The 12,509-nt window shown below is 69.4% G+C and carries 13 protein-coding genes; 9 read left to right on the top strand and 4 right to left on the bottom strand.

Annotated features, from left to right (window positions below; translation table 11 throughout):
* Positions 1-144 precede the first annotated feature (144 nt).
* From QLQ85_RS11900 to QLQ85_RS11885, 4 genes are read left to right on the top strand one after another with little or no spacing between them, the layout of a single operon-like run.
* Positions 145-1,113 (top strand): metal ABC transporter solute-binding protein, Zn/Mn family, encoded by a 969-nt coding sequence (locus QLQ85_RS11900; RefSeq protein WP_282739180.1) that lies wholly within the window; start codon positions 145-147, stop codon positions 1,111-1,113.
* The gene (locus QLQ85_RS11895; protein ID WP_282739179.1) at positions 1,110-1,916 is read left to right on the top strand and encodes a metal ABC transporter ATP-binding protein; all 807 of its coding nucleotides are present in this window, start codon (positions 1,110-1,112) and stop codon (positions 1,914-1,916) included. Before QLQ85_RS11900 ends, QLQ85_RS11895 begins: the two co-directional genes overlap by 4 nt.
* Positions 1,916-3,127, top strand: a complete 1,212-nt coding sequence (locus QLQ85_RS11890) for a metal ABC transporter permease (RefSeq protein WP_282739178.1) — start codon at positions 1,916-1,918, stop codon at positions 3,125-3,127. The genes QLQ85_RS11895 and QLQ85_RS11890 overlap by 1 nt, the downstream gene beginning before the upstream one ends.
* Entirely contained in the window at positions 3,124-4,047 is a 924-nt protein-coding gene (locus QLQ85_RS11885) for a metal ABC transporter permease (protein WP_282739177.1), read from the top strand. Before QLQ85_RS11890 ends, QLQ85_RS11885 begins: the two co-directional genes overlap by 4 nt.
* Positions 4,048-4,074: 27 nt before the next feature.
* On the opposite strand, the gene QLQ85_RS11880 is transcribed toward QLQ85_RS11885, so the two are convergent.
* Positions 4,075-5,469 (bottom strand): aminotransferase-like domain-containing protein, encoded by a 1,395-nt coding sequence (locus QLQ85_RS11880; protein ID WP_282739176.1) that lies wholly within the window; start codon positions 5,467-5,469, stop codon positions 4,075-4,077.
* A 98-nt stretch (positions 5,470-5,567) separates the two neighbouring features.
* On the opposite strand from QLQ85_RS11880, the gene QLQ85_RS11875 reads away from it, so the two are divergent.
* On the top strand, positions 5,568-6,170 hold the full coding sequence (locus QLQ85_RS11875) for a LysE family translocator (RefSeq protein ID WP_282739175.1): 603 nt from the start codon (positions 5,568-5,570) through the stop codon (positions 6,168-6,170).
* Positions 6,171-6,191: 21 nt separating this feature from the next.
* Here QLQ85_RS11875 and QLQ85_RS11870 read toward each other — a convergent pair whose 3' ends face one another.
* Positions 6,192-6,599: a RidA family protein gene (locus QLQ85_RS11870; protein ID WP_282739174.1), complete on the bottom strand. Its 408-nt coding sequence runs from the start codon at positions 6,597-6,599 to the stop codon at positions 6,192-6,194.
* 155 nt (positions 6,600-6,754) lie between these two features.
* Between QLQ85_RS11870 and QLQ85_RS11865 the strand changes: the two genes are divergently transcribed.
* A complete protein-coding gene (locus QLQ85_RS11865; RefSeq protein ID WP_282739173.1) occupies positions 6,755-8,416 on the top strand; it encodes a methyl-accepting chemotaxis protein in 1,662 nt (553 codons plus the stop codon).
* A 5-nt stretch (positions 8,417-8,421) separates the two neighbouring features.
* Here the strand turns inward: QLQ85_RS11865 and QLQ85_RS11860 are convergent, their stop codons facing one another.
* On the bottom strand, positions 8,422-9,369 hold the full coding sequence (locus tag QLQ85_RS11860) for a threonine ammonia-lyase (RefSeq protein ID WP_282739172.1): 948 nt from the start codon (positions 9,367-9,369) through the stop codon (positions 8,422-8,424).
* 77 nt (positions 9,370-9,446) lie between these two features.
* Positions 9,447-10,535: a class I SAM-dependent methyltransferase gene (locus QLQ85_RS11855; RefSeq protein ID WP_282739171.1), complete on the bottom strand. Its 1,089-nt coding sequence runs from the start codon at positions 10,533-10,535 to the stop codon at positions 9,447-9,449.
* 253 nt (positions 10,536-10,788) lie between these two features.
* Here QLQ85_RS11855 and QLQ85_RS11850 point away from each other — a divergent pair, with 253 nt between their 5' ends.
* The 3 genes from QLQ85_RS11850 to QLQ85_RS11840 all read left to right on the top strand — a co-directional run bounded on the left by QLQ85_RS11850 (position 10,789) and on the right by QLQ85_RS11840 (position 12,509).
* Positions 10,789-11,679 carry a GlxA family transcriptional regulator gene (locus tag QLQ85_RS11850; protein ID WP_282739170.1) on the top strand — a complete coding sequence of 297 codons (891 nt, stop codon included), beginning with the start codon at positions 10,789-10,791 and terminating at the stop codon, positions 11,677-11,679.
* Positions 11,680-11,784: 105 nt separating this feature from the next.
* Complete coding sequence (locus QLQ85_RS11845; protein ID WP_282739169.1) at positions 11,785-12,159, top strand: YciI family protein; 375 nt, start codon at positions 11,785-11,787, stop codon at positions 12,157-12,159.
* Positions 12,156-12,509: a DUF1428 domain-containing protein gene (locus QLQ85_RS11840; protein WP_282739168.1), complete on the top strand. Its 354-nt coding sequence runs from the start codon at positions 12,156-12,158 to the stop codon at positions 12,507-12,509. Before QLQ85_RS11845 ends, QLQ85_RS11840 begins: the two co-directional genes overlap by 4 nt.

Raw genomic sequence — 12,509 nt, 5'->3', positions numbered from 1 at the left:
GTCGCTATGCGTTCCGGCTATGAGTCCGCTAGCCTGTCGCCATTAGCAAGTGGCGCCCAACACGGTAGGCTATAGGGGATACGCCGTGGCGACCCTTCCCAGATGGGTCGGTCGGGCTGCCCGTCCCATACAAGGAGTACCCATATGTCGTTTGCTCGTCGCCTCATGTCGCTGCTCGTCCTGACGGCGTTGCTCTCCGTGCCAGCGGCGGCGGAGTCCGACCGCCTGCAACTGGTGGCGACGACCGGCATGATCGCCGATGCCCTGCGCCAGGTCGGCGGCGAGCAGGTCGAGGTGCAAGGCCTGATGGGCGAAGGCGTCGATCCGCACCTCTATCGCCAGACGCGCCGCGACGTCACCGCCATGACACGGGCCGATGCGGTGTTCTGGAACGGGCTCTACCTGGAGGCGCAGCTGGAGGAGTTTCTCGACCGCCTGGGCCAGCGCAAGCCGGTGTTCGCCGTGGGCGAGGCGGTGCCGGAGGAGGCACGCCGGGCCGATGAGGTGTACTCCGACCAGTCCGATCCCCACGTGTGGATGGACCCCGGCCGTTGGCGGTATGCGGTGCTGGCCATCCGCGACGCCCTGAGCGAGCTCGCCCCCGAGCACGCCGAGGCCTTCGCGCGGCAGGCCGACGCCTACCTGGAGGAGCTCGAGGCGCAGGACGCCTATGCCCGCGAGGTGCTCGCCAGCGTGCCGGAGGAAGCCCGCGTGCTGGTGACGGCCCACGACGCCTTCGGCTACTTCGGCGAGGCCTACGGGTTCGAGGTGCTGGGGATCCAGGGCTTCTCCACCGAGAGCGAGGCCGGCCTGGCGCGGATCGAGTCGATGGTGAACGTGCTGGTGGAGCGGGGGATCGGTGCCATCTTCATCGAGTCATCGGTGTCGGACCGCAACATCCGGGCGCTGATCGAGGGGGCGGCCGCCAAGGGGCACGAGGTACGCATCGGCGGTGAGCTCTTCTCCGACGCCATGGGCGCCAGGGGAACCTACGAGGGCACCTGGCTCGGCATGATCGACCACAATGTCACCCTGATTGCTCAGGCGCTGGGGGGCGAGGTGCCCGAGGGAGGCCGCGTGAGCCGTCTCGCCTGGACCGGGGAGACACCATGAACCGTGCCACCAGGGTCAGCGAGGAGGTCGCGGCGAGCCCCCTGGCGGTCCAGGGCCTGACCGTCAGCTATGACCACCGCCCGGTGGTCTATTCGGTGGATTTCGTCACGCCGCCGGGCAGCATGACGGCCATCGTCGGGCCCAACGGCGCCGGCAAGTCGACCCTGCTCAAGGCGGCGTTGGGCATCACCCGCCGACTGACCGGCGACGTGCGCGTCTTTGGCCGGCCCATCGAGGAGATGACGCGGCACGTCGCCTACGTGCCGCAGCGCAACAGCATCGACTGGGACTTCCCCGCCACGGTGATCGACGTGGTCGCCATGGGGCTGTTCCGCAACCTGCGCTGGTGGCAGTTCACCCGCCGGCATCACCGCGAGCAGGCCATGGAGAGCCTGGCCCGGGTCGGCATGGAGGCCTTCGCCGAGCGGCAGATCGGTCAGCTCTCCGGCGGCCAGCAGCAGCGTGTGTTCCTGGCCCGGGCGCTGACCCAGCAGGCCGAGCTGACCATCCTCGACGAGCCTTTCGCCGGCGTGGATGCGGCCACCGAGAAGGCCATCGTCGAGGTGCTCAAGCGGCTGCGCGAGGAGGGCCGGACCCTGCTCTGCGTGCACCACGACCTCGCCACGGTGCGCGACTACTTCGACCATGTGTTGCTGCTCAACGTGCGCCGCATCGCCGCGGGGCCCGTCGAGGAGGTGTTCACCGAGCGCCACCTCCAGGCGACCTACGGCGGTCGCCTGAGTGCCGTCCAGCTGGCGCGGCTGGTCGGCGATCAGGTCCCCGTGACCCTGGGGAGCGAGTGATGGAGATCTGGTGGCGCGCCCTGACCTTCACCCTGGGCTACAACACCAGCCTGGTGACCGTCGGCAGCATGCTGCTCGGTGCCGCCGGGGGCATGATCGGCAGCTTCGTGCTGCTGCGCAAGCGCTCGCTGGTCAGCGATGCGATCAGCCACGCGACCCTGCCGGGGCTCGCCCTGGCCTTCATCCTCGCCGGCCTGTGGCAGGGCGACGGCCGCTGGCTGCCGGGCCTGCTGCTCGGTGCCGCCCTGAGTGCCGCCGTGGGGCTCTGGGCGGTACAGACGATCAGCGCGCGGACCCGGCTCGGCGAGGATGCCGCCATCGGCGCGATCCTCTCGTCGTTCTTCGCCTTCGGGGTGGTGCTGATCACCGTCATCCAGTCGATGCAGGTGACCGGCCAGGCGGGCCTGACCGGCTACCTGGTCGGTGCTACCGCCGGCATGCTCGCCGCGGAGGCGCAGTTGATCGCGCTCTGTGCCCTCGGCCTGCTGCTGGCGATCTTCGTGATGCGCCGCAGTTTCCTGCTGGTCTGCTTCGACGCGGAGTTCGCCCGTACCCAGGGGGTGAGCACCGGGCGGGTCGACCTGCTGATGCTGCTGCTGCTGATGGCGGTGGTGGTGATCGGGCTCAAGGTCACCGGGCTGATCCTGATCGTGGCGCTGGCCATCATCCCGCCGGTCACCGCACGCTTCTGGACCGACCGTCCGCTGCGCATGGTGGCGCTGGCCGCGTTGCTGGGGGCGGCGGCCGGGTATCTCGGCGTGACGCTCTCCAGCGTCCAGGAAGGCTTGCCGACCGGGCCCTTGATCGTGCTGGCCGCCTTCGCGCTGTTCATGGTCTCCTTCCTGTTCTCGCCGTGGCGCGGGGTGCTCGCCGCGTTGCTGGCCTATCAGCGCTTCCGTCGCCGGGTCCACCTGCGCCAGGGCCTGCTCGCGCTGGCCCGGGAGGAATCGATCTTCGACAACCTGACCCTGAAGCTGCTGCGGCGCCAGGGGTATATCCGCCGCGACGGCGTGGCGACCCTCCCGGGGCGCGCCGCCGCCCGCGATGCCGAGCACGAGGAGCGTCTCTGGGCGCTCTACCGCGAGCGCCATCCGGATGATGCCCTGCAGCAGGAGCACTCCGGGCTCACCCCCATCGCGCAGGTGCTCTCGCCGGATGCGATCATGGCGCTGGAGGCCCAGCTTCCATTACGGCCGGAGGGGGGGCGATGAGCGATTTCATGGTGTTCAGCCTGGTGCCGCTGACGGTGGCGGTGATCATCTGCATGACCTGTGCGCTGCTGGGCAATTTCCTGGTGCTGCGCCGCCAGAGCCTGATCGGTGATGCCATCAGCCACGTGGCGTTGCCCGGCATCGTGGTCAGCTTCCTGCTCACCGGCACCCTCGCCTCCACGGCGATGATGCTGGGGGCCGGTGCCTCGGCACTGGTCACGGTGGCGATGATCGAGCTGATCCGGCGACTCGGCCGGGTGGAGATCAGCGCGGCCATGGGCGTGACCTTCACCAGTCTGTTCGCCGTGGGCGTGCTGCTGCTGGAGTGGCACCAGGCCAGTGGGGTGCACCTGGACGTGGAGCATGCCCTCTACGGCAATCTGGAGAGCCTGATCTGGTTCGACGGCACCGGGCCGGCCGCGCTGTTCGATCCCGCGGCCCTGGCGGACCTGCCGCCGCAGCTGGCCCGGGTCGCCTGGGTGGGGCTGGTGGTGGTGGTCTTCGTGGCGGTGTTCCGCCGTCACTTGATACTCGGCAGCTTCGACCCGGACTTCGCCGCCAGCGTCCGGGCGCAGCCCGCCCTGGTCGACCTGCTGCTGGTGACCATGGTGGCGGTGGCGGCCATCGCCGCCTTCGAGGCGGTGGGCTCGATCATCGTCATCGCCATGTTCATCTGCCCGGCCGCCGCGGCGCGCCTGATGACCAACCGGCTCCGCGCCCAGATCGCCTGGAGCCAGCTCTTCGCCGTGGTCTCGGCGGTGCTTGGCTACCTGCTGGCGGGGCAAGGCCTCGGCTGGCTGGGCTTCGATGTCTCGGTGAGCGCCGCCGGCACCATCGCCACCCTGGCGGGGCTGATCCTGCTGCTGGCCTGCCTGTGGGGGCCGCACCGGCACCGCACCGGTGTCGCGGCATCACCCTGACGGGGTGTTGCTGGGGATCCCTCGGGGTCACAGGGTGCGCCAGGGTCGCGGCGGCGGCTCGTGCAGGGCCTCGGCGACGATCCCCAGCGCCCTGTCCAGGGCCTCGCGGGAGGCGGCGGCACTGAGGCAGAGGCGCAGCGCCTGGGGTGCCGGTTCGCTGCCCACGCAGAAGGGCTCGGCGCTGTTCAGGCGTACCCCGCGCTGCTCGAGCACCTCCAGCAGCGCGGCGCTGCGCAGCTCGCCGGTCAACGGCAGCCAGAGGTTGGCGCCGTGGTCGCGCCCGCGGGGCGAGAAGGCCGCGAGTCGCTGGTGGGCGAGCCGCTGACGCGCACCGAGCTCCTCGGTCTGCCAGGCCAGCAGCCGCTCGCCCTCGTCGCTGGCCGTCCAGCGACAGACCGCCTCCACCATCAGCGGCGGCACCATCCAGCTCTGGGCGCGCAGGGCGGTGCAGAGCCGGTCCTGCAGCGGGGCCGGCACCGTGAGGGTACCGATGCGCAGGCCGCCGGCGAGGACCTTGGAGGTGCTGAAGATGAACAGGGTGCGCTCCGGCGCCAGCCGATAGAGTGGCGTGCCCCGTTCGGCCTCGGGCAGGTACTGGACGCCGTCCTCGAGGATCCAGAAGTCGTGCCGTCGGGCCAGCGCCGCCAGGCGTTCGCGTTTCTCCTCGCCGAGCACCGTGCCGGTGGGGTTGTTCTGGTCGGGAGTGACGTAGACCAGGCGTGGAGGCTGCTGGGCACAAAGCCTGGCCAGGGCGTCGAGATCCATCCCCGATTCGGTGAGCGGCACGCCCAGCACCTTGAGGTGCGCCTGGCGGGCCGCGCCGATGAGCCCGGGGTAGGTGAGGGCATCGGCGGCGATGCGCTCGCCTGGGCGGGTCAGCGCCTGGAGCGCCAGGCTGATGCCATGCTGGCCGCCCTGGGTCACCAGCAGGTCCCGTGGATCCGCCGCCATGCCCAGGCGAGCCAACCAGGCGGCCAGCTGCTCGCGATGGGCCGGCACGCCGCGCTCGGACTGGTACGCAACCGCACGCTGCAACAGCTCGGCATCGGCGGCGATGCCGCGCAGCGCCCGGCCCAGGGCGTCGGCCCGCAGTGGGTGGGGCGGCGGCAGGCTCAGGCTGAGGTCGATCATGCCGTCCTCGACCCGACGGTCGGCCATGAAGGCGATCCTGCCGGGCGCCGTGTCATCCCGCACATAGGTGCCGCTGCCGACCCGGGCCTCGACCCAGCCCTGGCGCTCGGCCTCGGCGTAGCCGCGGGTCACGGTGCCGACGGTCACTCCCAGCTCATCGGCGAGGCGCCGCTGGGGCGGCAGGCGCTCGCCGGGGGCGAGGTCGCCGGCGAGTACGGCGGCCGCGATGGCCTCGGCGATGCCACGGTAGCGGGGCCCCCGAGCGGTCAGGTGGGGTGTCCAGATTGTCATGGTGACAATAAAACCTTTGACGCCGAAATTGCACCCATTATGCTGAGAAAAGTCCGCAATTCCAATCGATTCAATCAATATTGTATGGGTGCAATGACATGGAAGCCTTGCCATTCCTCGGGCCGGCGGCCCTCTACATGATCTCGATGACCATCACCCCCGGCCCCAACAACGTGATGCTCACCGCCTCGGGCGCCAACTACGGGTTCCTGCGTACCCTGCCGCATATCTTCGGCATCCTGGGGGGCTGCTTCCTGCTCTTCGCCGGCATCGCCCTGGGCCTGGGGCTGGTCTTCGAGCGCTATCCGCTGGTGCAGACGGGGCTGCGCCTGGTCGGCAGCGCCTACCTGCTCTACCTGGCCTGGCGTATCGCTACGGCGCCGCCACCCGACCTGCGGCAGCGGGGCGAGGGGCGACCGCTCGGCTTCTGGCAGGCGGCGGCCTTCCAGTTCGCCAACCCCAAGGCCTGGGTGATGGGGCTGGCGTTGATGGCAGGCTTCCTGCCCGAGGGCGGCGACTCCGTGGTGAATGCGCTGCTGCTGGCCGGCTTCGCCGAACTGGTGGGGCTGCCGTGTATCGCCTTGTGGGCGGGCTTCGGTACCGCCATCGGTCGTTGGCTCGACGGCCCGCGCGCCTGGCGGATCTTCAACGGCGTGATGGGCGCCCTCACCGCCGCCTGTGTGATCTTCATCCTCGGCTGAAGGGGCCCGCGCGCAGGGGCCTCAGGACGAGGTGCCATCGGACTCGCCGGGTCGCCTGGCCATCAGGGTGATCTCGACATGGGCCCCACCGAAGAGCCGCGGCGACTGGGTGCAGGTGCGGGCCGGGTAGCGGCGGTCCTCGAAGAACTCGGCATAGACGGCATCCATCATGCGGATCTCGTCGAGGTCGGTGATATGCACGTCGACCCGTACCGCGTCGGCCAGGCTGCAGCCGGCCGATTCGAGCATGCTCTGGATCCGCCGCATCACCAGCCGCGTCTCCTCGCGAATGTCGCCGAGCACCGTCTCGCCGCCCTGGATGTCCTCTGCGGTCAGGCCGGAGAGGAAGACATAGTCGTCATCGATCACCATGTGGCTGCCGGGAAACAGCGGCTCGGGCAGCGTCGGGTCGTTGCGGTATTGCGGCATATGGCTCCCTTGGTCTGGAAGGGTTCCCCGTCACTATAGTCGTTCGAGGTGTCTCGACGAATCGAGTGCCCAGGTGGTCCCGATGCCGAGCCTTGCGCTCAACTTCTTGGGCGACGTGCCGATGGGTACAGGAAAGTAGCCATGGGGGCGGTTCAATGAGACATCTATCCATCAAGTGGAGCCTGACGGCGGCTCTGGCGACGCTGGTCGTGATGATCGGCCTGATCAGTGGGCTGGGGTTCTACTCCAGTGCCGCCGGCGAAGCGGCCCTGCACGAGATCGCCGAAACCAACGTCAAGCTGTCAAACCTGGCCAATCGTACCCAGGTGAACGCGCTGCGGGCACAGACGTTCCTGGATCGCTTCGCCAGCCACAGCACCCAGGGCAACGCCGACAAGGGGCGTGAGAACCAGCAGATGGCGGTCGCGGCCGTGGCAGCCGCGCAGCAGCGCTTCACCGAGTTCCAGCAGGTGCCCATCGACCCGGGGGATGCCCGGGCACCCTATGTCGAGGCCATACGCGAGGCGTACGCGGCGTTCGTCACGGAGGGCCTGGTGCCGCTGCTCGATGCCGCGCCGTTCCAGGTGCAGCGTAGCCAGGACCACCTGGCCGAACTGGGGGCGGAACTCGACGTCGCCATGGAGGCGTTCATCACCTACAGCGAACACAGGGGGGACGCCGCCATCGAGCGGGTGACCGCCCTGGACCGCAGCGTGGCGGCGATCGCCATTGGCCTGCTGGTGGTAGCCCTGGCGGCCGCGTTCGCGATTCGCCTGGCGATGATGCGGGTGGTGGTCTCTCCGCTGCGGGAGGCGATCGAGCACTTCGAGCGCATCGCCGATGGCGACCTCACGGCGCGTATCGAGGATCGTGGCGGCAACGAGATCGGCCAGCTCTACCGTGCGCTCGGACGCATGCAGGAGAAGCTCAAGACGCTGGTGGTCTCGCTGCGCAGCAGTAGCGACGGTGTGTTCATCGGCGCCGGTGAGATCGCCGCGGGCAGCCAGGATCTCTCGTCGCGTACCGAACAGCAGGCATCCGCCCTGCAGGAAACCGCCTCCAGCATGGAGGAGATGGCCGCTACCGTCAGCCGGAACACCGACACGGCCGTCGAGGCCGACCGGCTTTCCGCGTCGGCGTCGCAGACCGCCGAGGCCGGCGGGCAGGAGGTCGAGCGGACCGTCACGCTGATGCGCGAGATCGCCGACAGCGCACGCCGCATCGACGACATCATCGGTGTCATCGACTCCATCGCCTTCCAGACCAACATCCTGGCGCTGAATGCCTCGGTCGAGGCCGCCCGGGCGGGGGAGCAGGGCCGCGGCTTCGCCGTGGTGGCCAGCGAGGTGCGCTCCCTGGCCAGCCGCAGCGCGGAGTCGGCCAAGGAGATCCGCACCCTGATCGAGGCGACCACAAGCCAGATCGCCAGTGGTGCCGAGCAGGCCGAGCGCAGTGGTGGGACGATCCGCGAAACCGTCGATTCGATTCGCCGGGTCAGCTCGCTGATGGGGGAGATCTCCACCGCCACGCGAGAGCAGAACAGTGGCATCGAACAGATCAATACCGCGCTGACCGAAATGGACTCGGTGACCCAGCAGAACGCCTCCCTGGTCCAGCAGACCAGTGCCGCCGCCGCCTCGCTGGAGGAACAGGCCAAGCGCCTGGCCGACCTGATCGCCACCTTCCGGGTCGGTGGCGAGGCACCAGAGGCGGATCCGGTGCCCGCGCGGCTCTCCCATCGGGCACCTGCGGCCCTGACTCCTGGCGACGGCCGGCCGCATGACAAGGTGGCCGTGGAGGAGTGGGGCGAGTTCTAGCGGTGCTACAGGAACTCCTCGAGCTCCTCGCCGCCCAGGTTGCCGCCGGTGATCACCACCACGACATCGCCTTCCGGCGGCAGCGCCACGGCTGCTTCCAGCAGGGCGGCGACGCCCACGGCGGCACCCGGCTCGGCGGCGAGCTTGGCCCGGTAGAGCAGGTGGCGCATGGCGCGATGGATGGCGGCCTCGTCAACGGCGACGAGCTCGCGGACGTTCCGCCGGCTCAGCGGGTAGGTGTGCTCGCCGACGATGGCGGCGGCCAGGCTCTTGGCACAGGTGCTGATTCGCTCGAGTTTCGCCGGGCCTCCCCGGGCCCAGGCGTGGGCCATGCTGGCCGCTCCGGCGGGCTCCACACCGATCAGTGAAAGCGATGGCCGCAAGCTGGCGGTGGCCACGCCGATACCGCCGATCAACCCACCTCCGCCGACGGGGCAGAGGATGGTGGTGGCCTCCGGGCACTGCTCGAGGATCTCCAGGCCCACGGTGCCCTGGCCGGCCACGATGCGCTCGTCGTCGTAGGGGTGCACCAGGGTGAGGCCGCGCTCCTCGACCAACCGATGCATCAGGTTCCAGGCGTCGTTGATGTCGCCGTGCAGGATCACCTCGGCGCCGAGCTCACGGCTGCCTTCCACCTTGAAGGGGCTGGCGTTCTCGGGCATCACGATGGTCACCGGCACCCCGGCCTGGCGCGCCGCCCAGGCCAGGCCCAGGGCGTGGTTGCCGGCGGAGACGGCGCCGAGCCCGCCCGCGAGCTCCTCGCTGCCGGCGGTGCGCAGCCAGTTCAGGGCGCCGCGCGCCTTGAAGGAACCGGTGCGCTGGAAGAGCTCGCCCTTGAGCCAGACCCGCCGCCCCAGCCGCTCGGTGAGGGGGTGGTCGAGCACCAGGGGCGTGGGGGAGAGGGTGTCGGCGATGCGCGCCTGTGCCTGTTGAAGCCGTGCCAGATCGATCATCCTGCCTCCTCCGCCGGCATGTGGGAGGGCCGCCCGGCAGGTGCCGGACGGCCCGATCTCTCCCTCCAGTGTAACGCTCAGGGCCGGCAGACGAAGTAGTCGTTCTGGATGTCGTGCTCGAGCTGGTGGACCCGGATGTCGTGGAAGCCGGCTTCCTCCAGGTAGGCCAGGGCGCGCTCGCGGCCCCACATGGTGCCCAGCCCCTCTCCGCCCTGGGCCAGCGACACCGTCATGCAGTGACTCAGCGATACCGCGTAGAGCATCGCCCCCAGCGGGTGCTGGCGGTCCAGGTGATGATGGCTGGAGGCGTGGATGTCCTGCACCAGGTAGACGCCGTCCGCGACCAGGGTGCGGTGGATGCCTGCGAGCAGCCGGCGTGGCTGGGCCTGGTCGTGGATGCCGTCGAAGGTGGTGACCAGCTCGAAGGCGCCGGGCGTGGCGGTGACATCGAAGTCGCTCAGATCGCGCACCTCGAAGCTCAGGTTGGTCAGCCCGGTGCGTTCGGCCCGCTCCCGGGCCCAGCCGATGGCCTCCTCGGAGAGGTCGTAGCCGACGAAGCGGCTGCTCGGGAAGCGCTCGGCCATGGCGAGCAGGGCCCGGCCGCGACCGCAGGCGCAGTCGAGTACCCGGATGCCGCTCTCCAGGCGTTCGATCAGCCCCGGGGCCAGCGGCAAGATGGCGTCGAACAGCGCCGGCAGCACCGTCTGGCCGCTGTCGCTGGCCATCACCTCCTGGAAGCGCGGATAGCGGGAGTAGGGCACGCCGCCGCCTTCGTGGAAGCAGCGCACGACGTCATCCTCCACGCTGCCCAGCAAGGGGATAAACTGGGCGTACACGGCCAGGTTTACCGGCCCCCTGTCGGTGAGCAGCTCGGCGCGCTCGTCCGGCAGCCAGTAGCTGGCGCTCTCCGGGTCGGTCTCGACCACCTCGGCGGCCACCATGCCACCGAGCCACTCGCGCACGTAGCGCTCCTGGAGGCCTGAACGCTCGGCCAGGGCCGGGCTGGTGAGCGGCGCCTGGCCAGCCAGGGCCTCGAGCAGTCCGGTGCGGTGGCCGATGGAGGTCAGCAGCAGCAGGCCGCTCTCGTTGAGTGCCCGGACCAGCCGGGATTCGAAGTCGCTGGCCTCGGCCTGTTGGGATGTCGTCGTGACGGCGATATCGCACATGATCATGCTCCTCCTGTGGTTGTGGATGGCGATGGGTCACGGGAGCACGATACGCCTGGCGTGGCGGCGTCACGCAGGCGGATTGCGACGCAATCGGGGGTTTTCTGCCATGACTCAGCTTGTCGGACCTTCCAGCACGGCGATTACCATTGCGCTTCTGGCCGGATCGGATGCGACCGCCTCTACGCTCTATGGCATGTATGACCTGTTGGGCTCGGCCGGTCGAGACTGGGAGCTGCTGACGAACGGCCGGATGGGTGAGCCACGGCTGAAGCCGGTGATCGTTTCCCGGGATGGTTGCGGCTTCCGAGCCGCCAATGGTGCCTGGATTGAGCCGGATGCCACCCTGGGTGAGTGCCCGGCGCCAACGGTCGTGTGTATTCCCGATCTGTTCGTCGCGCCCGAGGCCAGGCTGGAGGGGTATGCGGAGGAGATCGCCTGGCTGCGGACGTGCCGTCGGGACGGGGCCCTGCTCGCCGCGGCATGCACCGGCGCCCTGTTGCTTGCCGAGGCGGGCCTGCTCGACGGCGAGGACGCCACCACCCATTGGGCCTACTGCGACGCCCTGGCGCGTCGCTTCCCACGGGTACGGGTGCACGCCCACCGCAGCCTGGTGGTCGCCGGGGAAGGGCAGCGGTTGATCATGGCCGGCGGTGGTACTTCCTGGGTCGATCTGGCACTTTTCCTCGTCGCCCGGCTGGTGGGCGTCGACGAGGCCATGCACCTGGCACGGATCAACCTGATCGACTGGCATCAGGACGGCCAGCAGCCCTATGCCGCCCTGACCCGCTCGCGCCAGGTGGCGGACGCCTGCATCGCCCGCTGCCAGGTATGGGTCGCCCAGCACTACGACACCCCCTCGCCGGTGGCCGGCATGGTGCGCGAGAGCGGCCTCACCGAGCGCTCCTTCAAGCGCCGCTTCAAGGCGGCCACGGGCATGACACCCATGGAGTACGTGCACACCCTGCGCCTGGAGGAGGCCAAGCAGATCCTGGAAAGCGGCGACGCGCCCATCGACGAGGTGGCCGAGCAGGTGGGCTACGCCGACCCGAGTTTCTTCCGCCGCCTGTTCGGCCGCCGGGTGGGGCTGACGCCGAGCCAGTACCGGCGGCGCTTCCGCGCCATGCGCTTGAGCCTGCAGTAACGGGCCGAGCGAAAAAGTCCCGAGCCCGGTGTCGATTCCCCCGCCCGCCGTTCGACCCAGCAGAGGACACCCCGACATCCCGATCCACAAGGAGGAGAGAACCGGATGAAGTACGTCGCACTGGTCTACTACCAGGAGAGCATCATCAACGCCATGACCGAACAGGAATGGCACGACCTCAACCAGGAGTGCGTGTCCGGTGTGGAGCGTCTGACCCGCCTGGGCCACTACCTGGCAGGCCAGGCCCTGCAGCCGGTGGACACCGCCACCAGCGTGCGGGTACGCGACGGCGAGGTGCTGATCGCCGACGGCCCCTTCGCCGAGACCAAGGAGCAGCTGGCCGGCTTCTACCTGCTCGACGCCCGGGACCTGGACGAGGCCCTGCAGCTGGCCGGCCGGATTCCGCCCGCCCGCTTCGGCACCATCGAGGTGCGCCAGGTGCGGGAACTGCCCCCTAAAGACGAAGGAGTACAGACATGACCTATGTTGATGGATTCGTTGCCGCCGTTCCCACGGCCAACCGGGACAAGTACATCCAGCACGCCCGCGATGCCGCGGTCGTCTTCAAGGAGCACGGCGCTCTCAAGATGGTGGAGTGCTGGGGAGACGACGTGCCCGAGGGCCAGGTCACCTCCTTCCCCATGGCGGTGAAGTGCCAGCCGGACGAGACCGTGGTCTTCGCCTGGCTGATCTGGCCCTCCCGCGAGGTGCGCGACCAGGGCATGGCCAAGGTCATGGAGGACCCCCGCCTGCAGCCCGACGTGAATCCCATGCCCTTCGATGGCAAGCGGCTGATCTACGGCGGCTTCGAGGTCATCGTGGAGGGATGA

It is taken from the genome of Halomonas kalidii (assembly GCF_030010475.1).
In the GTDB taxonomy this organism is placed as follows: Bacteria; Pseudomonadota; Gammaproteobacteria; order Pseudomonadales; family Halomonadaceae; genus Halomonas; species Halomonas heilongjiangensis.
Note: the sequence above shows the minus strand (reverse complement) of the source record. Positions and strands in the feature narration are given on the sequence as shown.